23 protein-coding genes and 2 pseudogenes are annotated in these 23,437 nt (G+C 71.1%); 13 read left to right on the forward strand and 12 right to left on the reverse strand.

The window, feature by feature from the left end:
* Nucleotides 1-135 precede the first annotated feature (135 nt).
* The 4 genes from ACFWV2_RS15015 to ACFWV2_RS15030 form a co-directional block, all read right to left on the reverse strand.
* Nucleotides 136-558 (reverse strand): ATP-binding protein, encoded by a 423-nt coding sequence (locus tag ACFWV2_RS15015; protein WP_384405402.1) that lies wholly within the window; start codon nt 556-558, stop codon nt 136-138.
* A gap of 172 nt (nt 559-730) precedes the next feature.
* Nucleotides 731-1,147: a (deoxy)nucleoside triphosphate pyrophosphohydrolase gene (locus ACFWV2_RS15020; protein WP_384405403.1), complete on the reverse strand. Its 417-nt coding sequence runs from the start codon at nt 1,145-1,147 to the stop codon at nt 731-733.
* Between the two features lie 39 nt (nt 1,148-1,186).
* Nucleotides 1,187-1,366 (reverse strand): SPOR domain-containing protein, encoded by a 180-nt coding sequence (locus ACFWV2_RS15025; protein WP_360785838.1) that lies wholly within the window; start codon nt 1,364-1,366, stop codon nt 1,187-1,189.
* Nucleotides 1,367-1,690: 324 nt separating this feature from the next.
* A complete protein-coding gene (locus ACFWV2_RS15030; RefSeq protein ID WP_384405404.1) occupies nt 1,691-2,443 on the reverse strand; it encodes a GntR family transcriptional regulator in 753 nt (250 codons plus the stop codon).
* Between the two features lie 244 nt (nt 2,444-2,687).
* On the opposite strand from ACFWV2_RS15030, the gene ACFWV2_RS15035 reads away from it, so the two are divergent.
* Entirely contained in the window at nt 2,688-4,019 is a 1,332-nt protein-coding gene (locus ACFWV2_RS15035) for a glycoside hydrolase family 18 protein (protein WP_384405405.1), read from the forward strand.
* Between the two features lie 266 nt (nt 4,020-4,285).
* On the opposite strand, the gene ACFWV2_RS15040 is transcribed toward ACFWV2_RS15035, so the two are convergent.
* Both ACFWV2_RS15040 and ACFWV2_RS15045 read right to left on the reverse strand, forming a co-directional pair.
* Complete coding sequence (locus ACFWV2_RS15040; RefSeq protein ID WP_384405406.1) at nt 4,286-5,446, reverse strand: DUF4190 domain-containing protein; 1,161 nt, start codon at nt 5,444-5,446, stop codon at nt 4,286-4,288.
* Between the two features lie 300 nt (nt 5,447-5,746).
* Nucleotides 5,747-7,321 (reverse strand): S8 family serine peptidase, encoded by a 1,575-nt coding sequence (locus tag ACFWV2_RS15045; protein WP_384405407.1) that lies wholly within the window; start codon nt 7,319-7,321, stop codon nt 5,747-5,749.
* Between the two features lie 176 nt (nt 7,322-7,497).
* Between ACFWV2_RS15045 and ACFWV2_RS15050 the strand changes: the two genes are divergently transcribed.
* The 5 genes and pseudogenes from ACFWV2_RS15050 to ACFWV2_RS15070 all read left to right on the forward strand — a co-directional run bounded on the left by ACFWV2_RS15050 (nt 7,498) and on the right by ACFWV2_RS15070 (nt 9,667).
* A complete protein-coding gene (locus tag ACFWV2_RS15050) occupies nt 7,498-8,643 on the forward strand; it encodes a threonine synthase (protein ID WP_384405408.1) in 1,146 nt (381 codons plus the stop codon).
* A 10-nt stretch (nt 8,644-8,653) separates the two neighbouring features.
* Nucleotides 8,654-8,734 (forward strand): annotated as a pseudogene (locus ACFWV2_RS15055) (Uma2 family endonuclease); the annotation flags it as partial.
* Nucleotides 8,735-8,741: 7 nt separating this feature from the next.
* Nucleotides 8,742-9,001: pseudogene (locus tag ACFWV2_RS15060) on the forward strand (type II toxin-antitoxin system RelE/ParE family toxin); the annotation flags it as partial.
* Between the two features lie 140 nt (nt 9,002-9,141).
* A complete protein-coding gene (locus tag ACFWV2_RS15065) occupies nt 9,142-9,411 on the forward strand; it encodes a type II toxin-antitoxin system Phd/YefM family antitoxin (protein WP_019434848.1) in 270 nt (89 codons plus the stop codon).
* Nucleotides 9,404-9,667, forward strand: a complete 264-nt coding sequence (locus ACFWV2_RS15070; protein WP_283457229.1) for a type II toxin-antitoxin system RelE/ParE family toxin — start codon at nt 9,404-9,406, stop codon at nt 9,665-9,667. The genes ACFWV2_RS15065 and ACFWV2_RS15070 overlap by 8 nt, the downstream gene beginning before the upstream one ends.
* Nucleotides 9,668-9,801: 134 nt before the next feature.
* Here ACFWV2_RS15070 and ychF read toward each other — a convergent pair whose 3' ends face one another.
* A complete protein-coding gene (gene ychF, locus ACFWV2_RS15075; RefSeq protein WP_360785816.1) occupies nt 9,802-10,890 on the reverse strand; it encodes a redox-regulated ATPase YchF in 1,089 nt (362 codons plus the stop codon).
* Between the two features lie 329 nt (nt 10,891-11,219).
* On the opposite strand from ychF, the gene ACFWV2_RS15080 reads away from it, so the two are divergent.
* The gene (locus ACFWV2_RS15080; RefSeq protein WP_384405586.1) at nt 11,220-11,783 is read left to right on the forward strand and encodes a DUF6542 domain-containing protein; all 564 of its coding nucleotides are present in this window, start codon (nt 11,220-11,222) and stop codon (nt 11,781-11,783) included.
* Nucleotides 11,784-12,128: 345 nt separating this feature from the next.
* On the opposite strand, the gene ppgK is transcribed toward ACFWV2_RS15080, so the two are convergent.
* Both ppgK and ACFWV2_RS15090 read right to left on the reverse strand, forming a co-directional pair.
* Nucleotides 12,129-12,869: a polyphosphate--glucose phosphotransferase gene (gene ppgK / locus ACFWV2_RS15085; RefSeq protein ID WP_384405409.1), complete on the reverse strand. Its 741-nt coding sequence runs from the start codon at nt 12,867-12,869 to the stop codon at nt 12,129-12,131.
* Between the two features lie 37 nt (nt 12,870-12,906).
* The gene (locus ACFWV2_RS15090) at nt 12,907-13,950 is read right to left on the reverse strand and encodes a 4-hydroxy-3-methylbut-2-enyl diphosphate reductase (protein ID WP_384405410.1); all 1,044 of its coding nucleotides are present in this window, start codon (nt 13,948-13,950) and stop codon (nt 12,907-12,909) included.
* 54 nt (nt 13,951-14,004) lie between these two features.
* Here ACFWV2_RS15090 and ACFWV2_RS15095 point away from each other — a divergent pair, with 54 nt between their 5' ends.
* The 4 genes from ACFWV2_RS15095 to ACFWV2_RS15110 all read left to right on the forward strand — a co-directional run bounded on the left by ACFWV2_RS15095 (nt 14,005) and on the right by ACFWV2_RS15110 (nt 17,978).
* Complete coding sequence (locus ACFWV2_RS15095; protein WP_384405588.1) at nt 14,005-15,366, forward strand: APC family permease; 1,362 nt, start codon at nt 14,005-14,007, stop codon at nt 15,364-15,366.
* 186 nt (nt 15,367-15,552) lie between these two features.
* A complete protein-coding gene (gene xseA / locus ACFWV2_RS15100) occupies nt 15,553-16,770 on the forward strand; it encodes an exodeoxyribonuclease VII large subunit (RefSeq protein ID WP_384405411.1) in 1,218 nt (405 codons plus the stop codon).
* 74 nt (nt 16,771-16,844) lie between these two features.
* Nucleotides 16,845-17,090 (forward strand): exodeoxyribonuclease VII small subunit, encoded by a 246-nt coding sequence (locus ACFWV2_RS15105; RefSeq protein ID WP_384405412.1) that lies wholly within the window; start codon nt 16,845-16,847, stop codon nt 17,088-17,090.
* Between the two features lie 297 nt (nt 17,091-17,387).
* Nucleotides 17,388-17,978: a malonic semialdehyde reductase gene (locus ACFWV2_RS15110; protein WP_384405413.1), complete on the forward strand. Its 591-nt coding sequence runs from the start codon at nt 17,388-17,390 to the stop codon at nt 17,976-17,978.
* Between the two features lie 185 nt (nt 17,979-18,163).
* On the opposite strand, the gene ACFWV2_RS15115 is transcribed toward ACFWV2_RS15110, so the two are convergent.
* The gene (locus ACFWV2_RS15115) at nt 18,164-18,688 is read right to left on the reverse strand and encodes a DUF4245 domain-containing protein (RefSeq protein ID WP_360785803.1); all 525 of its coding nucleotides are present in this window, start codon (nt 18,686-18,688) and stop codon (nt 18,164-18,166) included.
* A 125-nt stretch (nt 18,689-18,813) separates the two neighbouring features.
* Between ACFWV2_RS15115 and glpX the strand changes: the two genes are divergently transcribed.
* Nucleotides 18,814-19,845: a class II fructose-bisphosphatase gene (gene glpX, locus ACFWV2_RS15120; RefSeq protein WP_360785801.1), complete on the forward strand. Its 1,032-nt coding sequence runs from the start codon at nt 18,814-18,816 to the stop codon at nt 19,843-19,845.
* 297 nt (nt 19,846-20,142) lie between these two features.
* Here the strand turns inward: glpX and ACFWV2_RS15125 are convergent, their stop codons facing one another.
* Both ACFWV2_RS15125 and ACFWV2_RS15130 read right to left on the reverse strand, forming a co-directional pair.
* Nucleotides 20,143-20,514, reverse strand: coding sequence for a WhiB family transcriptional regulator (locus ACFWV2_RS15125; protein WP_360785799.1), 372 nt, complete (start codon nt 20,512-20,514; stop codon nt 20,143-20,145).
* Between the two features lie 149 nt (nt 20,515-20,663).
* The gene (locus ACFWV2_RS15130) at nt 20,664-21,380 is read right to left on the reverse strand and encodes a DUF1707 domain-containing protein (RefSeq protein ID WP_384405414.1); all 717 of its coding nucleotides are present in this window, start codon (nt 21,378-21,380) and stop codon (nt 20,664-20,666) included.
* A 181-nt stretch (nt 21,381-21,561) separates the two neighbouring features.
* Here ACFWV2_RS15130 and ACFWV2_RS15135 point away from each other — a divergent pair, with 181 nt between their 5' ends.
* Nucleotides 21,562-23,259 (forward strand): fumarate hydratase, encoded by a 1,698-nt coding sequence (locus ACFWV2_RS15135; RefSeq protein WP_384405415.1) that lies wholly within the window; start codon nt 21,562-21,564, stop codon nt 23,257-23,259.
* Nucleotides 23,260-23,437 lie beyond the last annotated feature (178 nt).

The following is a 23,437-nucleotide window of genomic DNA, read 5'->3' on the forward strand; positions in this document are numbered from 1 at the left end:
CCCTCCAGCTCACCGCACCGGACCGGCCATGCCCGCAGTATTCAATACGGCGGGCCCCGACGGCACGACGTTCACGATCACAGGGTGGTCTCGTTCGACTCGCGCCGAGTACCGGTGATCGTTGTCCCACCCTGTTTACTCACCAGGGAGAGCCAGCTCGAACCATACGGTTTTACCGGCTCTTCCCTTACGGGTGCCCCAGCGGCGGGCGGAGCAGGCGACCAGACCGAGGCCTCGGCCCCCTTCGTCCTCGGGTCCGGGGGCACGCGCGGTGGGCGGATCCGGAAGCGGATCGGACACCTCCACCAGCAGCGCGGGCGGGTGGGTCGGGTCGCCGCCGTCGGGGCGGGGGCGGACCAGACGCACCCCGATCGGGCCGGAGGCGTACCGCAGGGAGTTGGTCACCAGCTCGCTGACCAGCAGAACGGTCACATCCCCGAGGGCTGTGTCGAGCTCCCAGGCCCGCAGGGTCTCGCGCACGGCATGACGGGCCGTGCGTACGGCGTCGGCCTCCGCGGGGAAGTTCCACTCGGCGCGGTCGCCGTCGGTGTCGATCACACCCGATCACTTCCCCAGCCGTGCGTCAGCAGGAAGACCCACGTCCTCTTTCAAGGAGTCAATCAGGACATACCCGAAATTTGGGGCAGAATATCGCGCTGGGCGCAACAGCGGGCGCACGGTGGCACGAACGGCGTAGGAACCCTCAGTCGCGCGCGCCCGCGCCGGGTGTTTACGGGAGGCGGAGTGCGGCCTCGGCGACGGCGGGGCGGTCCTGGTCGAGCCAGTCGACGGAGTCCAGCTCGGACCGGGAGAGCCAGCGCAGCGCGTCGTGGTCCTCCAGCGGGCGCGGTTCGCCGGAGAGCAGTCGGGCGGTCCACACCCGCAGGACGTATCCGGGCTTCAGCGGCCACTCGCCGGGGATGCGCTCGCCCGGTTCGACCTCGACGCCGAGTTCCTCGCGGAGCTCGCGGACCAGGGCTTCTTCGGGACTCTCGCCCGGTTCGAGCTTCCCGCCGGGCAGTTCCCACCGGCCGGCGAGTTCCACGGGGGCGCTGCGGCGCGCGGCGAGCAGCCGCCCCTGGTCGTACAGGGCGCCCGCCACGACGATCACGGGGAGCGGGGCGGAGTCGGTGGTGCGTTCCGTCATGGGCGTGAGCGTAGCCCGGCCCGGTCGGCGGCCGCCGGGTCAGAGGGCGGGGCTGCCGATGTGCTCGATCCAGTAGAGCTGCTTGTGGCCGCGGTCGTCGAGACTGTCCGCGATCTTCTGCGCTTCGTCCTTGGTCGCGTACCGCCCCACGCGGTAGCGGTTGCCGTTGTCGTCCTGCCGAATGACGAGCCAGACGAGGACGGGGCCGCTGTCGGTCATCAGGCTTCTCCCTCCGCCGGTCCGGACACCGCGATGGATCTCCGGGAAACCGCAATCCGCATATGCCGGAGCTTACGCCTGACCTTCACACAGCGGATACGGAATTGCACAAAGAGATACGGATAGGCCGGGAACCGACGGCGCGCGGCCGAAGGCCGCACCCGGAAGCCGCCTCAGGAGGCGCCTCAGGGGCCGCCCGGGGGCACAGGGAACGCCGAAGGGGCGGAGAGGGCGAGGACGCGCTGACCTCACGTCACGTCTCGGCGGGGACCCGATGACCAGCGGCGCGCAGACCGCCGACAACTCGCGTGGACAGGCCCCCGGTCAGCGCACCGGCAGGTGGTAGGAGAGGCGGTAACGGTCGGCGGGGACGACGACGTCCGCCGTCTCGACGGCCCGGCCCGAGGCGTAGTACGTCCGCTCGACGACCAGCACCACATGGCCCGGCACCCCGCCGAGCGCCAGGAGTTCCTCGGCGAGACCGGGCCGGGCCCCGACCTCCTCCACCACGTTGTCCACGACCACGTCGATGGCCGCCATGCGCTCGACGACACCGCAGCCGCCCAGCGGGCCCTCCTCGGGCAGCATGACCGGGGTCCGGCCGGTGACCGTCAGCGGCTCCCAGGAGGTGGCGACCATCATGGGCTCGCCTCCGTCCCGGTACACGTACCGCGTGCGCATCACGCGCTCCCCCGGCTCGATCCCGAGCCGCTCGGCCACCTCGGCGCTCGCCGCCTCCTGCTCACTCCCCGACTCCCAGGTGCCCCGGGTGCCCTCGGCCGCCTGCTCCTGACGGAAAGGGCTGGCACCGGACGCCGGGCGGTAGCCGGAGCGGGCGATCGGGCGCGGCACCGGACGCTCCCGCACGTAGGTGCCCGAACCCGAGCGTCCCTCGACGAGCCCCTCCGCCATGAGCACCTTGCGGGCCTCCAGCGCGACGGTGTCCGACACCCCGTACTCCTCGCGGATGCGCGCCTGCGAGGGGAGGCGGGTGTGCGGCGGAAGCGAGCCGTTGGCGATCTTCTGCCGCAGATCGCTCGCCACGCGGAGATAGGCGGGCTGCTCACCGAACGTCACTGGACACTCCCCTCAGGTTGACTGACAGCTACAGACTGACGACCGAGGGTCGCCATCCGCAAGCATGGGCCAAAGTTTCACTCGAAGTGATGACAGACCGCCTGAACTCTTGCTACCCACGGTCACGTCACATCCATGCCGTCGAACCCCTTGACCGCATTGGTACAGACCAATACGTTCCTACCTGCCCGCCCCGCACGCTCCCCCTCGCACGCGTCATCCCGCCTCGCACAGGAACGAGCCCATGCGTCCCAGAGTCATGACCAGACTGACCTTCGGTGCGGCCGCCGCGGCCGCCCTCGGCCTCCTCGCCACCCTGACCCCCACCGCCGGCGCGCACCAGCCCTCCGGGCACAAGCCCGAGCTGAAGCGCATCGGCTACTTCACCCAGTGGGGCATCTACGGACGCGACTTCCAGGTGCAGGATCTGGAGACGAGCGGCACCGCCGCCAAGCTCAGTCACGTCAACTACGCCTTCGGTGTGATCGGCCCGGACGGCAAGTGCCTCATGGGCAACGCCCCCGGCTCCGACCCGTGGGCCGACTACGTGCGCCCCGTCGACGCCGCGACCTCCGTGGACGGCGTCGGCGACACCGCCGACCAGCGCCTGGCAGGGAACTTCAACGAACTGCGCGAGCTCAAGGCGAAGAACCCCGGCCTCAAGGTCATGATCTCGCTGGGCGGCTGGAGCGGCTCCGCGCACTTCTCCGACGCCGTGCGCACCGACGCCGGCCGCAAGGCGCTCGTCGCCTCCTGCATCTCCACGTACATCAAGGGCGACCTGCCCGTGGACGGCGCCCGCGGCGGCGCCGGAGCAGCCGCCGGAGTCTTCGACGGGGTCGACCTGGACTGGGAGTGGCCGGGTTCGGACGGAGCCCCGGGGAACGTCATCCGCCCCGAGGACAAGCCCAACTTCACCAAGCTGGTACGGGAGTTCCGTACCCAGCTCGACGCCTACGGCCGCTCCCTGCCGAAGCGCAAGCACTACGAGCTCAGCGCGTACGTGCCCACCGCGCCCGCCAAGATCGACGCGGGCTTCGAAGTCCCCAGGATCATGCGGGACTTCGACTTCGTGAACCTCCAGGGCTACGACTTCCACGTCTCCGGCGAGAAGACCACCGCCCAGCAGTCCGCGCTCTTCGTCAAGAACGACTTCAGCGTCGACCAGACCGTCGACGCCTGGCTGCGGCGCGGGGCACCCGCCCACAAGCTCGTCGTGGGCATGCCCTTCTACGGCCAGGGCTGGACCGGCGTCAGCGGCGGCGGCGACGGCCTCGGACAGCCGGCGACCGGCCCCGCACCCGCGACCTGGGCGGCCGGCTCCGAGGACTACAAGCACCTGAAGAAGCTCGCGGAGTCGGGGACGTACACCCTGCACCGGGGGTACCGGAACGGCCACGCCTGGCTCTTCGACGGCACCACCCTGTGGACCTACGACGACCCGACCGTGCTGCGCACCAAGGCCTCCTACGTCCGGCAGCACGGACTCGGCGGCGCGATGGTCTGGTCGCTCGACGGGGACACCCCGGACGGTGAGCTGATCAACGCGATCGACCGGGGCCTCACCCGGCGCTAGACCCCCCGCCCCGGGCGCCCGCGCGGCGCCCGGGGCCCACGGACCGCGGACCGGCCACCGCCGCTCGCGGTGCGTCGCCGGGAGCGGCGGTCGGTCACGGGCCGCCGCTCCCCCGGCCCACCGCACCGGTCCGCACGCGACGGGGCCGGGACTCCCTCGGGAGTCCCGGCCCCGTTCTCCTCACCCACGCGCACGCGTGCCCGGCGCTCGGCCAGGTACACGCGCGCGTGCCCCCGTTCTCGTACCCGCAGCGCCCCGGGAACGGGTCAGGCCGAGGTGCCCTCGCCCTCCGGCGGCGTGCCGGTCAGGCCGAGGGCGGTCCGTGCGGCCGCGCTGTCGGGCAGGGCTTCCCACGCCGCGTCGTACGCGTCCCAGTAGGCGTCGGCGTCGGTCGCCGCCGCCAGCTCGCGCCACTGCTTCGAGGCCGCGTCGAGCCCCGTGCGCAGCTCCGCGACGGGCGCCTTGGGGACGCCGGTCCACGAGTGCTTCCCGAGGTCCGCGCGTGCCGTGTCGATCGCCGCGAGCATCTCCCCCGACCACGCCCTGTTTCCGGCGAAGTCCTCGTCCGGGTCGTCCTCCGGCTCGCGGTACATGACCGTCTCGATCGGGTTGACGGCTCTCAGGAAACGCTCCTGGTCGAGGGTGAGGGTGGTCGCGTCGGAGCGCACCGAGCCGCTGAAGGGCTTCTTCTCAGTGGCGTACGCGCAGGTCACCGTCCGGTCGCCGAAGCGCCAGCTCTCGCTGCTCGGCAGGTAGTAGTAGACCCAGAGGTCCTCCGGCACGGCCCAGGTGTCCAAGGCGTACGCGGCGTTGACCGTCTCGCAGCGCTGCTCCGCGACCCTGTCGATGGCGTCCTCACCGGGCCACTTGTCGATGCCGGTGAGCTTGAACCCGCCGGTGACCTCGCCCTCGTGCGGGCGGTCGCAATCGACGATCGTGACCTCTTCCGTGTACTCCCCCAGCTTGCCGTCGTCGCTGAAGCACTGCCCGGTCCGCAGCGAGAAGGGCGACTTCGAACGGGAGGCCTCGTCCACGCCCTCCTTGAAGTCGCTCCAGGCCGAGCTGAACCCCCCGGTGACGAGGCCGGCCACGAGCAGCAGACAGCTGACGGCGGAGAGCACGATGCCGACGACGGCGAGCCCCTTGCCCCTCTGGTCCCGCTTCCTGATCCGCGGGAGGGCGACGAGACCGAGGACCAGACCGAGGGGCGGCAGGCAGCAGACGATGCCGGAGACGAGGGAGGCGACGGCGAGTCCGTTGGTGGTACGCGGGGGCGGGCCGTACGGGACGGCACCGGGCGCGCCGGCGTAGGGACCGGCCGCGTAGGGGATCCCCGGGGAGGTGTAGGGCCCGGGGGCGAGCCATCCGCCCCGCTGCGGGCCCTCCAGGGGTGACGGGGGCGGCAGGGGCGGCGGGGTCGGCTCCACGGGTACGTGCTCCTGTTGGGGGCGGGCGGTGCGAACAGACGATCGGTCGCGCATCGTACGTGGAGAGTCGGACGGAGCGGACACGCGGGGCCTGCGGACCAACAGGGTGACGAGGTGACGGGGTGACGAAGTGACGGGGTGACGAAGTGACGGACTAAACGGATATGCGGATAGCCGGATGACCGGATCCGGGGTGACGGACGGGCCGGGCGGGGGCAGGCGGAAGGGGCGGCCGCCCGTAGGCGACCGCCCCTCCCTCGCGTTCAGCCGACTGCGACCGGCTTCAGCTTTCCGTGCGGATCAGAACTGCAGGGCCCAGGTGTCGATCTTGCCGGTGTCCGCGTTGGCGTTGTCCGTGACGCGCAGCTTCCAGGTGCCGTTGGCGACCTCCGTGGAGGCGTTCACGGTGTACGTGGTGTTGATGTTGTCCGCGCTGCCACCGGTGCCGAAGGCCTTCAGGGTGTAGGCCGAGCCGTCGGGGGCGATCAGCTGGACCTGGAGGTCACCGATGTAGGTGTGGACGATGTTCACCGGGACCTGGAGGGTGGAGGGGGCGTTGCCGGCGACGCCGCTGACGGTGACCGGGGACTCGACGGTCGCGTTGTCGGCGATGGCGTAGTCGGCGGTGTTCTCGAACCTCTTGCCGGGCGGCGGGGTGGTGCCGCCGTCACCGACGTACAGCAGGCGGTTCGGGGAGCCGGTGCCCGGGTTGGTCACCACGTTCGGCGTGGCGGCGTTCACCAGCGCGGTGCCCACCTGGGCGGGGGTGGCCGCCGGGTTGTTCCCCAGGTACAGCGCGGCCGCGCCGGCGACGTGCGGGGCCGCCATCGACGTGCCGGAGATGGTGTTGGTGGCGCTGTCGCCGGTGTTCCACGCCGAGGTGATGGACGAGCCCGGGGCGAAGATGTCGAGGACGGTGCCGTAGTTGGAGAAGCTGGAGCGGGCGTCGGTGTTGGTCGTGGAGCCGACCGTGATCGCCTCGGTCACGCGGGCCGGGGAGTAGTTCGACGCGTTGGCGTTGCTGTTGCCGGCGGCGACGGCGTACGTGACGCCGGACGCGATCGAGTTGCGGACGGCGGTGTCGAGGGTGGAGTCGACGCCTCCGCCGAGGCTCATGTTGGCGACGGCCGGCTTGACGGCGTTCCGGGTCACCCAGTCGATGCCCGCGACGACGCCGGCGGTGGTGCCGGAGCCGTTGTTGTCGAGGACGCGGACGCCGACGATCTTGGCCTTCTTGGCGACGCCGTGGGCGGTGCCCGCGACGGTGCCGGCGACGTGGGTGCCGTGGCCGTTGCCGTCCTGGGCGACGTTGTCGTTGTCGACGGCGTCGAAGCCGTTGAAGGCGCGGCCGCCGAAGTCGCTGTGGGAGATCCGTACACCGGTGTCGATGATGTACGCCGTGACGCCCTGGCCCGCGGTGTCCGGGTAGGTGTAGCTCTGGTTCAGCGGGAGGGCCCGCTGGTCGAGCCGGTCCAGGCCCCAGGACGGCGGGGAGGGCTGGGTGGCGTTGATCCTGAAGACGCGGTTCTGCACGACGGACTTGACCGCGGGGTCGGCGGCGAGCTTCTTCGCCTGCGCCTCGGAGAGCTCGACGTTGTAGCCGTTGAGCGCCGCGGTGTACGTCTTCTTGATCTTCGCGCCGTACTCGGCGGCGACCGCGCGGCCCTTCGCGGTCTCGGCCTGCGCCGACTCCTCCAGGGTGACGATGTAGCTGCCCGCGATGGTGCCTTCGGCCCCGGCGTTCTCGATGACGCCTTCCGCGGCCGCCGGCGAGGCGACGGCCGGGAGGGTGGAGAGGGAGCCGAGGGCGACGGCGGCGACGGCGATGGCCGCGGCGGTGGCGACTCGGCGACGTGAGTCACGCATGACTGACATGTGGGGGGTCCTCCTGAGGTGGCGGTTCGCTGCAGTGGGGATACAGCAGGTGCATGACAAGACAACGCGGCTTCACGCCGTCTCGAACATTCGGCTGCCGGACGAAAGATTGGCGGATCCATAGGAATCCCACAAGAGTCCCGCCACCGCCGCAACAACCGCGCCACACGGCTGACATGCTGGACGTCATGACCGCCTATGTGTGCTCCCGATGCCGTGTCGAATCACCCACGGACGCGCTCACCTGGTGTTGTCCGAAGTGCCGCGGCCCCTGGGACCTGGAATTCGCGAGCGCGCCGATCTCACTCCCGTCACTCGCGTCACGCGGAAATTCATTGTGGCGTTACGAGGAGGCGCTGCCCCCGATGCCGTACGCGCCGGACGTGACGCTCGGGGAGGGGCGCACTCCGCTCGTCCCCCTGACGGCCGCCGAAGCGGGGGCGCCGGCGTCGGTCTCGGCCAAACTCGACTTCCTCATGCCGACGCTGTCGTTCAAGGACCGGGGCGCGGTGATGCTCGCCGCGCACGCCCTGCGCCTCGCGGAGGCCGGCCTCCTCGACCGGGTCGTCGCCGACAGCAGCGGGAACGCGGGCACGGCCGTCGCCGCGTACGGCGCGCGGGCCGGGCTCGACTGCCTCGTGTACGTACCCCGGGGCACGTCCCCGAAGAAGCTGGAGCAGATCCGGGCGCACGGGGCGGAGGTCGTCGAGGTCCCCGGTGACCGCGAGGCGACGGCCCGCGCGGCGCGGGAGGCCGCCGACGAACCCGGCACCTTCTACGCCTCGCACGTCTACAACCCGTACTTCCTGCACGGCACCAAGACCTACGTGTACGAGCTCTGGGAGGACCTCGGCGGCCGCCTCCCCGACACGATCGTCGTCCCCGTCGGCAACGGCACCCTGCTCCTCGGCGCCGCCCTCGCCCTGGACGAGCTGCACCGCCACGGGCTCGTCGACACCCGTCCCGCGCTTGTCGCCGTCCAGGCTGAGGCCGTGTCCCCGCTGGCCGCGGCCTTCCACGCGGGCGCGGAGGAGCTCGGCGCGCCGACCCCCGGCCGCCCGACCCTCGCCGAGGGCATCGCGATCCCGGCCCCGCCCCGCGCCCGCCAGATCCTCCGGGCGGTACGGGAGACCGGCGGCACGTTCCTGACGGTGAGCGAGGATCAGATCCGCACGGCCCAGCGGGACCTGGCCCGCCGCGGTCTCTTCGTCGAGTCCACCGGCGTGGCCTGCTGGGCGGCGATCCAGGCGGCCCCGCCGCGCCCCGGCCTCACCGTGGTGCCGCTGTGCGGGGCGGGCGCGAAGACCGGCCTGGCGGCCTGAACGACGAGCCGGCACCTACGCACCCGCCGGGATCTTCCGCGGCGCCCTCCAGCGCCCGACCCCCTTCGAAGTCGGCCTGGACCTCGACAAGCCGCGCGGTGAGTGGGCACCGAACCGTCTTCCGCCCCGAGGCGCAGGCCGAGCTCCGGAAGATCCCTCGCGACATGGCACCGCACGTCCTGGCCAAGCCGGCCGAGCTGGAGACCGACCCCCTCGGCTTCGACACCACCGCACTCGTGTCCCGGCCCGGACGACGTCGTCTGCGCGTCGGCGACTACCGCGTCGCCTACACGATCGACAACGGAGAGTTGGTGGTCTGGGTCGTTACGTGAGACACCGGTCCACCGCTGACGAGACACGACTGCCGCTGACCCCGCGTCAGATATCCAGCACCGATCCAGCACGGCGCGAATTCGTCCAGCACATCCAGCGCGACTGATGAAGCCCCTCGACCACCGCACGTTGTGTACACATGAGACACCCGGTACGCTTGTGCGCATGACGCAGCCGCTGCCCATAGAGTCCATCCGCGACGTGCGCGCACACCTGGCCGAGGTCGTGGAGCGCGCGGACCGCGACGACGTACCCACGGTGATCACACGCCGGGGCAAGGAAGTCGCCGCCGTCGTCTCCATCGAGGTGCTGCGCAAGTACCAAGAGTGGGAAGAGCGCGAGATCAACCGGATCATCGACGAGCGCATGGCCAACCCCGCGCCCGGCATCCCGATCGAGGACATCATGAGGGAGACGCTGGCACGCGGTGAGTGAGTACCGAACCGTCTTCCGCCCCGAGGCACAGGCCGAGCTTCGGAAGATCCCTCGCGACATGGCACTGCGCATCCTGGCCAAACTGACCGAGTTGGAGACCGATCCCCTCGGCTTCAACACCACCGCACTCGTGTCCCAGCCCGAACGACGTCGTCTGCGCGTCGGCGACTATCGCGTCGTCTACACGATCGACAACGGGGAGCTGATGGTCTGGGTCGTTCACGTGGGGCACCGGTCCACTGTTTACGAGACCTGATTGCCCCTGACCTCACGTCGGGATATCCAGCACCAATCCAGCACGGTGACGACGAAGGGGTCGGACTCGACTGAGCCCAACCCCCTCTCACCTGCATGTTTGCCACGTCAGCGACGTGGGGTTACTTCATCCGCTCACACGTTGAAGCGGAACTCCACCACGTCGCCGTCCTGCATGACGTACTCCTTGCCCTCCATGCGGGCCTTGCCGGCCGCGCGGGCGTCGGCTACCGAGCCCGTTTCGACGAGGTCGGCGAAGGAGATGACCTCGGCCTTGATGAAGCCCTTCTGGAAGTCGGTGTGGATGACACCGGCCGCCTCGGGGGCCGTCGCGCCCTGCTTGATCGTCCAGGCGCGGGATTCCTTCGGGCCGGCCGTCAGGTAGGTCTGGAGACCGAGGGTGGCGAAGCCGACGCGGGCGAGGGTGGCGAGGCCGGGCTCCTCGGCGCCGACGGACTGGAGGAGCTCCATGGCGTCCTCCTCGTCCAGCTCGGCGAGGTCCTGCTCGAGCTTGGCGTTGAGGAAGATCGCCTCCGCCGGGGCGACCAGGGCGCTCTGCTCGGCCTTGAACGCGTCGTCCGTCAGCTCGTCCTCGTCCACGTTGAAGACGTAGAGGAACGGCTTGGTGGTGAGGAGGTGCAGGTCGTGGAGGAGCTCCGCCTTCTCCGAGCCCTGCAGGATGCCCTGCGAGAACAGGGTGTCGCCGCGCTCCAGGATCGCCTGGGCCGCCTCGACCGCCGCGACCTTCGGCGCCGTGTCCTTCTTGATCCGCATCTCCTTCTGGAGGCGCGGCAGGACCTTCTCGATCGTCTGGAGGTCCGCGAGGATCAGCTCCGTGTTGATCGTCTCGATGTCGTCCTTCGGCGAGACCTTGCCGTCGACGTGCACGACGTTCTCGTCCTTGAAGGCGCGGATGACCTGGCAGATGGCATCCGACTCGCGGATGTTCGCCAGGAACTTGTTGCCGAGGCCCTCACCCTCGCTCGCGCCGCGCACGATGCCCGCGATGTCGACGAAGTCGACCGTCGCCGGGAGGATGCGCTGGGAGTTGAAGATCTCCGCCAGCTTGGTCAGACGGGCGTCGGGGACACCGACGACGCCGACGTTGGGCTCGATCGTGGCGAACGGGTAGTTGGCCGCCAGCACGTCGTTCTTGGTCAGGGCGTTGAACAGGGTCGACTTGCCGACATTCGGCAGACCGACGATTCCGATCGTGAGCGACACGGTGGCGACTTCCTGAAGTGTGGACGGGGGGCCGATCCCCCAGTTTACGGGCGGGCCGAACCGGCCAGTGACGCCGACCTTCGGTCGTTCTCGGGGGCAAGGTCACCCAAAGGGCGTGTCCCGGACCCGCTTCCCGCCCCCTCCCGACCTACGTTGGTGGGGTGGAGCAGCACAGGACAAGTCAGCCGCAAGGCCGCCGACGGCCGCAGACCCCCGTCGCGCCGCCCGTCACGCCGCCCGGCGCGCTCGTGGAGGGTGCGGCCGTGGACCGCGTGACCGGCCGGGCCCGGCGGGTCCCCGGCGGCAGCCGCGTCGAGCACGCCGGGGCCGTGGGGCCGACCGGGAAGACGGCCGGCAAGCCGGCCGGGCGCCCGCCCGGCGGCCGGTCCGTGCCGCCCGTGGTGCTCGCCCTCCGGCGGCTTCCCTCGCCCCGGCTCACCGGCCTCGGCGCCGGGCTCTTCGCCTCCGCCGTCATGCTGACGCTCGGCTTCCTCGACCGGCTGCTCCTCGACGGCTCCCCCGTCGTGTACGGCCTGCTGTTCCTGCCGGTCAGCGCCCTGGCCGCGCTCTGGGTCCGTACCGCCGACCTCGTCACCGCCCCGATCGGCGTCCCCATCGCCTTCGCCGTCGGCGTGGTCCCCATCGCGGGCGGCTCCGGCGGCCTCGGCGGCCAGGCCATGGCGGTCGTGACCGCCCTCGCCGTGCACGCCGGCTGGTTGTACGGCGGCACCCTCGTCGCCGGGGTCATCGCGAGCGTGCGGAAGGTGCGGGAGATGGGGCGCCGGCAGCACGCCCGCGCGTCGGCCCCGGCGGCCGGCGAGGCACCGGGGGCCGGTGCCGCAGCCGGCACCGGCGGGAGAAGCGGGACCCCCCGCCGCCGCCCTGTGGCCTGAGCCGTCAGCCTCGGTGCCTGAATCCGGCCGGAGCGGGGCCCGAGCCGTCCAGACGGAGGCCCCGAGCCGCCCAGACCGGGGCCTGAATCCGGCCAGACCGTGACCTGTGCCGTCCGAACCGGGGCCCGAGCCGTCCGAACCGTGGCCCGCGCCGCCCAGACCGGGGCTTCAAGCCGTCCAGACCGGGGCTCGGATCCGTCCAGACCGCGGCCTGAATCCAGCCAGACCGTGACCCGAGCCGTCCAGACCACCCGCCGCTGCCCCCGTCCCACCGGACCGCCCGCCCACCCGCCACCCGACCCGCGTAGAGCGACGCCGGGGGCACCGAGGCCCGCCCTCCCGCCCCTACCGTCCCGCCGCCATCCCCGCCCCCACGATCCCCGCGTTGTTCTGGAGTTCCGCCGGGACGATCTCCGCGCGGATGTCCTCGATCAGCGGCAGGAACTTGTCCGCCTTCCGGCTCACCCCGCCGCCGATGATGAACAGCTCCGGCGAGAACAGCATCTCCACGTGCGCGAGGTACTTCTGCACGCGCCGGGTCGCCCAGTGTTCCCAGGTGAGGTCCTCGTCCTCCTTGGCCTTCGTCGACGCCCTGGTCTCCGCGTCGTGGCCCTTGAGTTCCAGGTGGCCGAGTTCCGTGTTGGGGACCAGGCGGCCGTCGACGAAGAGCGCCGAGCCGATGCCCGTGCCGAGGGTCAGCATGATCACGGTGCCCTTGCGGCCCCGGCCCGCGCCGTAGGTCATCTCCGCGATCCCGGCCGCGTCGGCGTCGTTCAGGACGGTCACCGGGAGGCCGCCGAGGCGGTCGCTCAGCAGGGTGCCGGCGTCGACGTCGATCCATGACGGATCGACGTTCGCCGCCGTACGGATCGTGGAGCCCGTGACCACTCCCGGGAAGGTCACCCCCACCGGTCCGGTCCAGCCGAAGTGCTCCACGACCTCCACGACGCAGCCCGCCACACCGTCGGGCGTGGCGGGCTGCGGGGTCAGTACCTTGTGGCGCTCCTCGGTGAGCGCTCCGCGCTCCAGGTCCACGGGGGCACCCTTGATGCCCGAGCCGCCGATGTCCACTCCGAAGACGTTCATGGACCCCACGGTAAGGGCTGGATGCCGCGTTACGCCTCTACTCCGTGACGGGCGCGGCCGCCAGGAGCTTCGCCGCCTCGGCCCGCAGGTCCTTGTTGCGGAGCTCCTTGGGCAGCGAGAAGGTCAGGGACTCGTCGGCCGTCTTGACGATCTCCACGTCCGCGTAGCCGCGCTCGGCGAGCCACTCCAGGACCTCCTGCACCAGGACGTCCGGGACGGAGGCGCCGGAGGAGAGGCCGACGCTGGTCACGCCCTCCAGCCAGGCCTCGTCGATCTCGCTGGCGAAGTCGACGAGGTACGCGGCGGGGACGCCGGCCTGCTTGGCGACCTCGACCATGCGGATCGAGTTCGAGGAGTTCCTGGAGCCGACGACGATGACCAGTTCGGCCTGCCCGGCGAGCTCCTTGATGGCGATCTGACGGTTCTGCGTGGCGTAGCAGATGTCGTCGGACGGCGGGGAGATCAGCTGCGGGAACTTCTCCTTCAGCGCGTCGACCGTCTCCATCGTCTCGTCGACGGAGAGCGTCGTCTGGGAGAGCCAGACGACCCGGGACGGGTCGCGGACCTCGATCTTGGCGACGTCGTCGGGGCCGTCCACCAGCTGGATGTGGTCGGGGGCCTCGCCGGAGGTGCCGATGACCTCCTCGTGGCCCTCGTGGCCGATGAGGAGGATGTCGAAGTCGTCGTTGGCGAAGCGGACGGCTTCCTTGTGGACCTTGGTGACCAGGGGGCAGGTCGCGTCGATGGTCTTGAGACGGCCCTCGCGGGCCTCCTCGTGGACGCTGGGAGCGACGCCGTGCGCCGAGAACATCACGATGTTGCCCGGCGGCACCTCGGTCGCCTGGTCGACGAAGATCGCGCCCTTGCGCTCCAGGGTCTGGACGACGTACTTGTTGTGGACGATCTCGTGCCGGACGTAGATCGGCGCCCCGTACTGCTCCAGGGCCTTCTCCACGGCGATCACCGCACGGTCCACGCCCGCGCAGTAGCCGCGGGGGGCGGCGAGCAGGACACGCTTCGGACGGTTCGTCGCGGGGGCGGACTCGGGCGTCGGCGCGGGCGTTGCAGTCATGCGTCCCATCGTAAGGCCGCGTCGGTGAGCGGTTTGATCGGTGCCGTGGCCGAAACTGTCGCCATGGCCGAGGAATCGCAGGTGGCGACGCGCGGTGACCACACGGAGCTTCGACGGAACCTCGGGTTCCGTGACTTGGTCGTCTACGGGCTCCTCTTCATCGCGCCCATGGCGCCCGTCGGGGTCTTCGGCACGCTCGACGCCAAGTCCGGCGGCGCGGTCGCACTGGTGTACGTCGTGGCCACGGTCGCCATGGCGTTCACGGCGTTCAGCTACGCGCAGATGGTGCGGGTCGCCCCACAGGCCGGCTCCGTCTTCACGTACGCCCGCAAGGGCCTCGGCGAAGGCCCCGGATTCATCGCCGGCTGGATGGCGATGCTCGACTACCTGCTCATCCCCGCCGTCGCCTACCTCTTCGCGGGCATCGCGATGGAGGCGCTCGTCCCGGAGGTGGACCGGTGGGTGTGGACCGGGATCGCCGTGGTCGTGACCACCCTGCTCAACCTGTGGGGCGTACGGGCCGCGGCCCGGGTCGGCTTCGCCGTGCTCGCGCTGGAGATCGTCGTCCTGCTGGTCTTCGTGGTCGCGGCCGCGGTGGTGCTCGTACGGGACGGCGCGGCGCGCGACTGGTGGTCGCCGCTCACCGGCGACGTCTCCTTCTCGCTCGCCGCGGTCCTCGGCGCCGTGTCGGTGGCCGTCCTCTCCTACCTGGGCTTCGACGCCATCGCCTCCTTCGCGGAGGAGGTCACGGGCGGTTCGGCGAAGGTGGCGCGCGCGGTGCTGTTCTGCCTGGCCCTCGCGGGCGTCCTCTTCGTGGCGCAGTCCTGGCTGGTCGCGCTCCTCGAACCGGTCTCCTCCGCCGAGCTCGCGGCGAATCCGGGAAGGCAGGGCTCGGCCTTCTACGACGCGGTGGAGAGCTCCGTCGGCAGTTGGCTGCACGATCTCGTGGCCGCGTCCAAGGCGATCGGCGCGGCTTTCGCGGCGCTCGCGGGGCAGGCGGCCGGCGGACGGCTGCTGTTCGCCATGGGCCGGGACCGGCGTCTGCCGCACGTGCTCGCCCGGACGGACGGGGGCGTGCCGCGGGTGGCGCTGCTCGTGGCGGCGACGGTGACGATGATCGCGGCGGTGTGGGCGGCCCGCCGGGACGACGGCCTCGACCATCTGGTGTCGGTCGTCGACGTCGGCGCTCTGACGGCCTTCGTCCTGCTGCACGCGAGCGTGGTGGGCTGGTTCGCGGTACGGCGCGCGGAGGGCCCGCCGCACTGGCTGAAACACGTGGTCCTGCCGGTGCTGGGCGCGGTGATCCTGATCGCGGTCATCGTCGAGGCGTCGGCCGCCGCGCAGGTGGTGGGCGTGGTCTGGCTGGGGGTGGGCCTGGTCGTGCTGGCCGTACAGGGGGCGACGCGGACGCAGGCGGGGCGCTGAGGGGCGGGAGCGGGGACGGGGTCCAGGGGGGCGCCCAGGGACGGGAGCGCGCCGGGGTGGGAGCGCGGACGGGGAGCGCGCTGGGACGGAGGCCTTGGGCCGTACCGTCCTCCTCTCCCGTGTCGGAGACATGGCCGCCCGCGACGCGGCCCTGACGTTGTCGTACCGCGCCGTTACGCTCGGTCCATGGCTCTGACTACGTCCGCCGAAGCACCGCTTCCCGTCGGTGAGGTCTCCCGGCTGATCGGAGGGTGGATCGACCGGCTCGGGGCGATCTGGGTGGAGGGGCAGATCACACAGCTCTCGCGGCGCCCCGGCGCCGGGGTCGTCTTCCTGACGCTGCGGGATCCTTCGTACGACATCTCGATCGGCGTCACCTGCTACCGCCAGGTCTTCGACGACGTCGCCGACATCGTGTCGGAGGGCGCCCGGGTCGTCGTGCACGCGAAGCCCGAGTGGTACGCGCCGCGCGGGCAGCTGTCGCTGCGGGCGGTGGAGATCAAGCCGGTCGGGATCGGTGAGCTGCTCGCGCGGCTCGAACAGCTGAAGCGGAGCCTGGCGGCCGAGGGCCTGTTCGCGCTCGACCGGAAGAGGCCGCTGCCGTTCCTGCCGCACCGGATCGGCCTCGTCTGCGGCCGTGCCTCGGCGGCGGAGCGGGACGTCCTGGAGAACGCGCGGCGGCGCTGGCCCGCCGTCGCCTTCGAGGTGCGGAACGTGGCGGTGCAGGGCGTGAAGGCCGTTCCGCAGGTCGTCCAGGCGGTCAGGGAGCTCGACGCGCACGAGGACGTGGACGTGATCATCGTCGCCCGTGGCGGCGGCAGCGTCGAGGACCTGCTGCCCTTCTCGGACGAGCAACTGGTCCGGGCTGTGGCCGAGTGCCGTACGCCGGTGGTCTCGGCGATCGGGCACGAGCCGGACTCACCGCTCCTGGACCTGGTGGCCGATCTACGCGCCTCGACGCCGACGGACGCGGCCAAGAAGGTCGTCCCGGACGTCGGGGAGGAGCTGGAGCGGGTGCGCGGGCTGCGGGACCGGGCGCTGCGGACGGTTCGGGGCCTCCTCGACCGCGAGGAGCGCGGCCTCGCGCACGCGCTCGCGCGGCCCGTCATGGAGCATCCCCAGCGCATGGTCGAGGTCCGCGAGGACGAGGTGGCGGCGCTGCTCGCGCGGAGCCGGCGCGTCCTCGGGCATCTCCTGGACCGGGCGGACTCCGAGCTGTCGCACACCCGGGCGCGGGTCCGGGCGCTGTCGCCCGCCGCGACGCTGGAGCGGGGGTACGCGGTGCTCCAGCGGGCGGACGGCGCGGTGGTCCGCTCTCCGGAGGAAGCCGCGGAGGGCGAGGAGCTGCGGGCCCGGGTCGCGGAGGGCGAGTTCGCGGTGCGGCGCGTGGCCGACCCGGCCTGAGCGCCGGCACAGGGAGAGCCGGCAGCGCCGGCGGCATCGAGAGAGAAACGGTGACGGAAAGGGTGGAACAACAGATGGCATCCGGTACGGAAGAGGCGGCGCTCGGGTACGAGGAGGCGCGCGACGAACTGATCGAGGTCGTTCGGCGCCTTGAGGCGGGCGGGACGTCCCTCGAGGACTCGCTCGCGCTCTGGGAGCGGGGCGAGGAGCTGGCGAAGGTCTGCCGGCGCCGACTCGAAGGGGCGCGGGCGCGGCTGGACGCGTCGCTCGCGGCGGAGCGGGAGGCGGAGGCCGCGGAGGCGGGGGGCGGGGACGCGTAGGGGCGTACGCGTGGTGGCGTAGGCGTGGTGGCGTACGCGTGTTCCTCCGCGCCGAGCCGTGCTGCGCGGGCAGGCTGTGCGGGGAGTCCTGTGAGCCGAGCCCTGCTGCGCGGGCAGTGCTGTGCGAGGAATCCCGGGTGAGTCCCGCGCGGGGAGCCCTGCCGTAGACTTCCGAGTGAAGCGGATCACTATCCGGATGGGTTAGTTGAAGTTTCACCAATCATCGGCGTACTGTCGAGGACATCGCTCGCACCCCGTGCGAGCGACCCCCCTTGTGCAGTCCGGAAGGTACGCAGCATGTCTCTCGCCCTTGACCCCGCCGCCCAGGACCTCCTCTTCCGCGAGGCCCGAACCGCCAACACGTTCACCGACGAGCCGGTGACCGACGAGCAGGTCCAGGCGATCTACGACCTGGTGAAGTACGGCCCCACCGCCTTCAACCAGACCCCGCTGCGCATCACCCTGGTCCGCTCCCCCGAGGCCCGCGAGCGCCTGGTCAAGCACATGGCCGAGGGCAACCGGCCGAAGACCGCCGCGGCCCCCCTCGTCGCGATCCTCTCCGCCGACAACGAGTTCCACGACGAGCTCCCGGCCCTGCTCCCGCACTTCCCGCAGGCCAAGGACCTCTTCTTCGCCGAGCGCCCGGTCCGCGAGCAGTCCGCCGTCCTGAACGCCGCGCTCCAGGCCGCGTACTTCATCGTGGGCGTCCGCGCCGCCGGCCTGGCCGCGGGCCCGATGACCGGTCTGGACTTCGCCGGCCTCCAGAAGGACTTCCTGGACGACGACCACACCCCGCTGATGGTCGTCAACATCGGCAAGCCGGGCGAGGACGCCTGGTTCCCGCGCTCCCCGCGCCTGTCCTACGAGGACGTCGTCACCACCGTCTGAGCCTGACGGCACACGAAAAGGCCCCGCACTCCACGAGTGCGGGGCCTTCGACGTACGGCGGGACCTTCGACGTACGGCAGGGCCTTCCGGCGCACCGCGGGGCCTTGCCGCGCACCACTTCCACGGGCCTTCCTGCGCGCCGCAGGCCCTCCGGCGCGCACGGCCGCCGGAGGACGCCCGCCGGCTCAGACCTTCTTCGACCGGAGCGAGCCCGCCATCTCGGCCAGTTGCTCGAAGGAGGCCGTGCCGGTCACCACCGTCGTCGCCCCGCCGTCGACCCGGACGAGCGCGTCGTACTTCGGGCCCTCCCAGCGCTGCCAGACCCGGCCCGCCACCGTCTGCGTCCTGCCGGTGTCCTTCGCCCGGTGGGTGACGTCGGGCACGAAGGTGTTCGCCGCCGCCGTCGACTGGTGGATCGCCACGTACTGCGTGTCCGGGGAGAGGAAGCCCAGCTGCCAGGCGTCGGCGTTGTCACGCTTGTACGAGACGACCGTCGCCTTCCATCCCTCGCCCAGGCCCTCGGGAGCCAGCACCGGATACGGCGCCGCCCGCTGAGCCGTCAGGAGCTCGACCCGGTAGTCCTTCGCCTTGACCGGATCCGCGCTCTCGTCGTGTGGGATGAAGAGATACATCACTCCCGCGGCGACCAAGATCACCCCGAGGGACTGGAACATCCCGCGTACCGTCTGCCTGCCTCGCATACCTGCCACGCCCCCATGGTCGCATCACGGTCGCGTGCTCATACGTGGACCCCTCTGCTCATTTTGTCGACGTACCGATAGAGTCGCAGCACCCTCTTTTATCCGGCCGTCGCCGTACAGAAAGGTGCGCTCCGATGACCGAGCATCATCTGCCGCCCGAGCTTGTCGTCTCTCCCGAGGCCCCCGACCGCAACCTCGCCCTCGAGCTGGTACGCGTCACCGAGGCCGCCGCCATGGCCGCGGGCCGCTGGGTCGGCCGCGGCGACAAGATCGGCGCGGACGGCGCGGCGGTCAACGCCATGCGGACCCTGATCTCCACCGTCTCGATGAACGGCGTGGTCGTCATCGGCGAGGGCGAGAAGGACGAAGCCCCCATGCTCTTCAACGGCGAGCGGGTCGGCGACGGCACCGGCGCCGAGGTCGACATCGCCGTCGACCCGATCGACGGCACGACGCTCAACGCCAAGGGCATGCCGAACGCGATCGCCGTCCTGGCCGCCGCCGACCGCGGCACCATGTTCGACCCGTCCGCGGTCTTCTACATGGACAAGCTGGTCACCGGACCCGAGGCCGCCGACTTCGTCGACATCAACGCCCCCGTCTCGGTCAACATCCGCCGGGTCGCCAAGGCGAAGAACTCCTCGCCCGAGGACATCACGGTCATGATCCTGGACCGCCCCCGTCACGAGGGCATCGTCAAGGAGATCCGTGAGACCGGGGCCCGGATCAAGTTCATCTCGGACGGCGACGTCGCCGGTTCGATCATGGCCGTCCGCGAGGGCACCGGTGTCGACCTGCTCATGGGCGTCGGCGGCACGCCGGAGGGCATCATCTCCGCCTGCGCCATCAAGTGCCTCGGCGGCGTGATCCAGGGCAAGCTGTGGCCGAAGGACGAGGCCGAGCGGCAGAAGGCGCTCGACGCGGGCCACGACCTGGACCGGGTCCTCTCCACGAACGACCTGGTCGGCGGCGACAACGTCTTCTTCGTCGCGACCGGCATCACGGACGGCGAGCTGCTGCGCGGGGTCCGCTACCGCGCCGAGACGGCGACCACGCAGTCGCTCGTCATGCGCTCGAAGTCCGGCACGATCCGCCAGATCGACTCCACGCACCGGCTGTCGAAGCTGCGCGCGTACAGCAAGATCGACTTCGATCGCGCGAACTGACCGGAACCGGCGGCAGCCGACCCGGACCCGCGGGAACCGAGGCGCGCTGAGCCGACGGGTACGAGAAGAGGGCGCCCCCCATGTGCGGTGGGGGCGCCCTCTCCCGTACGGGACGAGGGGGGTGTCCGCGTCGGTTCGTCCTGGTCCGTGTCGCCGGGCGCCGACCCGTGGCGGTGCGCGACCCGAAGTCCGTACCGGTCCACGCCGACCCGAAGTGCGCCTCAGTCCAGCGTCGGCCCCAAGTCCGTGCCGGCGGCCCGAAGTCCGTATCAGTCCGGCGCCCGCCCGAAGTCCGCGTCAGCCGGCCTGGGCCACCTGCTCGCTCGCGGTCGCCTTCCTCAGCTCCACCTCGCGCCGCCGGCGCCGGGCCAGGGCGACGCGGCGCTCCGCCGCCGTCAGCCCGCCCCACACCCCGTACGGCTCGGGCTGGAGCAGGGCGTGCTCGCGGCACTCGACCATCACCGGGCAACGCCCGCAGACCCGCTTCGCCGCCGCCTCGCGCGCGAGCCGCGCGGCGGTCGGCTCCTTGGAGGGGGCGAAGAAGAGTCCGGCCTCGTCCCTGCGGCACACCGCCTCCGCGTGCCAAGGACCGGCCTCGTCCTCCCGGGCAGGAACGCGCTGAGGGGGGACGGCGGCGACCTGGAGGGGCTGATGCGGCGGTTGCAGCACGGTCTACTCCTGACGACGACTTCGCGAGCGAGCGGCGATGCAGCAGCCCTACCCGCTGTGCGCGCGCCTATGCACTGCGTACCCTGCCGTTCCGCTCTGCGGACACACGAGGGCGAATTCCGGTCACTCCCAAGGGAGTCGGCGCGGGGTCAGTGGCCGAGATGCTTGCGGAGCTTGCCCTGGAGGTCGGTGATCCACTTTCCCCGCTTGGGCCGTGCCTCCACGTTCCCGAAGACCGAGTAGCCGTTGACGACGACGACCGGGGCCTGCGGGTCGACGCCCTCCAGGGTCACGACCTCGAAGTTGCCGAAGACCCCGCTGCCGTTGCCACGCAGGCTGATGTTCTCCGGGACCCGCACCTCGACGTTGCCGAAGATCGAGGTGGCGTTGATGGTGGTGAGCCGCTGGGCGAAGATCGCCTCGGTCAGGTCGATCTCGATGTTCCCGAAGAGCGCGAACGCGTTCGTCCTGCGGCCCACGCGCCAGCGGCCCTTGCGGGTGGTGCTGGAGAAGATCGCGACGAGGCTGTCGGCGGCGCCGTCCTGCTCGTCGGGCCCGTAGGCGTAGGCGGACTCGGGCTCCTGCCGGGTGCCCGTCGACGGCAGGTCGCGGACGATCGGCTGCAGCTCGCCCACCGTCTTGGCGCGGTAGACCGCGTCGATCCGGTCGGAGTGCTCCTCGGGGTCGAGCCGCCCCTCGGCGAGGGCGTCCCTGAGGATGTCCGCGATCCGGTCCCGGTCCGCGTCCGAGGCCCTCAACGAGCCCCGCGGATCGGCGAATTCGGTCTCGGCGGGAGCGGCCGGCCGCTGCGGCTGCTTTTCGGGCACGGCTTCGGACGCGGGTTCCGGCTGCTTTTCGAGGTCCACGGAGCCAGCCTAGCGAAACGCGATAGATCGCGACCAGGGGGCGGGGCCGCGACACTCCGGTGCGGTCCCCGTCGCAAGTGAGCCTTACCTCACAGGAGCGGGGCCCGGACAGCGTTCTACGCTGGAGGGCGCACGGCCAACGGAGGCGGTGCGCCGTCTTGCCGAGTGAGGAATGGCCCCCATGCCAGAGTTTGCGTACTCCGATCTGCTCCCCCTGGGAGAGGACACCACGCCCTACCGCCTGGTGACCGCCGAAGGTGTCTCCACCTTCGAGGCCGACGGCCGTACGTTCCTCACGGTGGAGCCGGAGGCGCTGCGCCTGCTGGCCGCGGAGGCGATCCACGACATCCAGCACTTCCTGCGCCCGGCCCACCTGGCGCAGCTGCGCCGGATCATCGACGACCCGGAGGCGTCGGGCAACGACAAGTTCGTCGCGCTCGACCTCCTCAAGAACGCCAACATCGCCGCCGCCGGTGTCCTGCCCATGTGCCAGGACACCGGTACGGCGATCGTCATGGGCAAGCGCGGCCAGAACGTGCTGACGCGGGGCCGTGACGAGGAGGCCCTGTCGAAGGGCATCTACGACGCGTACACCAAGCTCAACCTGCGGTACTCGCAGATGGCCCCCGTCACCATGTGGGAGGAGAAGAACACCGGCTCGAACCTGCCCGCGCAGATCGAGCTGTACGCGACCGACGGCGGCGCGTACAAGTTCCTCTTCATGGCGAAGGGCGGCGGCTCCGCCAACAAGTCGTTCCTCTACCAGGAGACGAAGGCCGTCCTCAACGAGGCGAGCATGATGAGGTTCCTGGAGGAGAAGATCCGTTCGCTCGGCACGGCGGCCTGCCCGCCGTACCACCTGGCGATCGTCGTCGGCGGCACGAGCGCCGAGTTCGCGCTGAAGACCGCGAAGTACGCCTCCGCGCACTACCTGGACGAGCTGCCGAGCGAAGGTTCGGCGGAGACGGGCCACGGCTTCCGTGACAAGGAGCTGGAGGAGAAGGTCTTCGAGCTGACGCAGAGGATCGGCATCGGCGCGCAGTTCGGCGGCAAGTACTTCTGCCACGACGTCCGTGTCGTCCGGCTGCCCCGCCACGGCGCCTCGTTGCCCGTGGCGATCGCCGTCTCCTGCTCGGCCGACCGCCAGGCGGTCGCGAAGATCACCGCCGAGGGTGTCTTCCTGGAGCAGCTGGAGACGGACCCGGCGCGGTTCCTGCCGGAGACGACCGACACCGAGCTGGGCAGCGGCTCCGCCGCGGGCCTCGACGAGGCCTCCGACGTCGTGAGGATCGACCTCAACCAGCCGATGGACGAGATCCTCGCGGAGCTGACCAAGTACCCGGTCAAGACCCGGCTCTCCCTCAGCGGCCCGCTGGTCGTGGCGCGTGACATCGCGCACGCCAAGATCAAGGAGCGGCTGGACGCGGGCGAGGAGATGCCGCAGTACCTGAAGGACCACCCGGTCTACTACGCGGGCCCCGCGAAGACGCCCGAGGGGTACGCCTCCGGTTCCTTCGGTCCGACGACGGCGGGCCGGATGGACAGTTACGTCGAGCAGTTCCAGGCGGCGGGCGGCTCGAAGGTGATGCTGGCCAAGGGCAACCGCTCGCAGCAGGTCACGAACGCGTGCGGCAGTCACGGCGGCTTCTACCTGGGCTCGATCGGCGGCCCGGCGGCGCGGCTGGCGCAGGACTGCATCAAGAAGGTCGAGGTCGTCGAGTACGAGGAGCTCGGCATGGAGGCGGTCTGGAAGATCGAGGTCGAGGACTTCCCGGCGTTCATCGTCGTGGACGACAAGGGCAACGACTTCTTCCAGAACCCGGCCCCCGAGCCGACCTTCACCCACATCCCGGTGCGCCAGGGTTCCCAGCTCTCCTAGCGTTCCGCGCCGCCGGCCTTCGGTCCGGTAGCGCTGCCGCGAAGCCCCCGTTCCCCAGGATGCCTTCCGGGGACGGGGGCTTCGCGGTTCTTCGTCCTGCGCTCAGAAAGTCGCTACCGACCGGTAGCCCTCCCGTCGTCCTCTGGCCAGTATGGGTCGCGAGCATGTCAACCACTGA

It is taken from the genome of Streptomyces sp. NPDC058671 (genome assembly GCF_042716475.1).
Lineage (GTDB): Bacteria > Actinomycetota > Actinomycetes > Streptomycetales > Streptomycetaceae > Streptomyces.

Coding starts and splice junctions, on each gene's coding strand:
- ACFWV2_RS15105 (WP_384405412.1), top strand. CDS start 16,845: ATGGCATCCGGTACGGAAGAGGCGGCGCTCGGGTACGAGGAGGCGCGC.
- ACFWV2_RS15135 (WP_384405415.1), top strand. CDS start 21,562: ATGCCAGAGTTTGCGTACTCCGATCTGCTCCCCCTGGGAGAGGACACC.
- ACFWV2_RS15110 (WP_384405413.1), top strand. CDS start 17,388: ATGTCTCTCGCCCTTGACCCCGCCGCCCAGGACCTCCTCTTCCGCGAG.
- ppgK (WP_384405409.1), bottom strand. CDS start 12,869: ATGAACGTCTTCGGAGTGGACATCGGCGGCTCGGGCATCAAGGGTGCC.
- glpX (WP_360785801.1), top strand. CDS start 18,814: ATGACCGAGCATCATCTGCCGCCCGAGCTTGTCGTCTCTCCCGAGGCC.
- ACFWV2_RS15050 (WP_384405408.1), top strand. CDS start 7,498: ATGCTGGACGTCATGACCGCCTATGTGTGCTCCCGATGCCGTGTCGAA.
- ACFWV2_RS15045 (WP_384405407.1), bottom strand. CDS start 7,321: ATGTCAGTCATGCGTGACTCACGTCGCCGAGTCGCCACCGCCGCGGCC.
- ACFWV2_RS15020 (WP_384405403.1), bottom strand. CDS start 1,147: ATGACGGAACGCACCACCGACTCCGCCCCGCTCCCCGTGATCGTCGTG.
- ACFWV2_RS15090 (WP_384405410.1), bottom strand. CDS start 13,950: ATGGGACGCATGACTGCAACGCCCGCGCCGACGCCCGAGTCCGCCCCC.
- ACFWV2_RS15035 (WP_384405405.1), top strand. CDS start 2,688: ATGCGTCCCAGAGTCATGACCAGACTGACCTTCGGTGCGGCCGCCGCG.
- ACFWV2_RS15025 (WP_360785838.1), bottom strand. CDS start 1,366: ATGACCGACAGCGGCCCCGTCCTCGTCTGGCTCGTCATTCGGCAGGAC.
- ACFWV2_RS15095 (WP_384405588.1), top strand. CDS start 14,005: ATGGCCGAGGAATCGCAGGTGGCGACGCGCGGTGACCACACGGAGCTT.
- ACFWV2_RS15065 (WP_019434848.1), top strand. CDS start 9,142: ATGACGCAGCCGCTGCCCATAGAGTCCATCCGCGACGTGCGCGCACAC.
- xseA (WP_384405411.1), top strand. CDS start 15,553: ATGGCTCTGACTACGTCCGCCGAAGCACCGCTTCCCGTCGGTGAGGTC.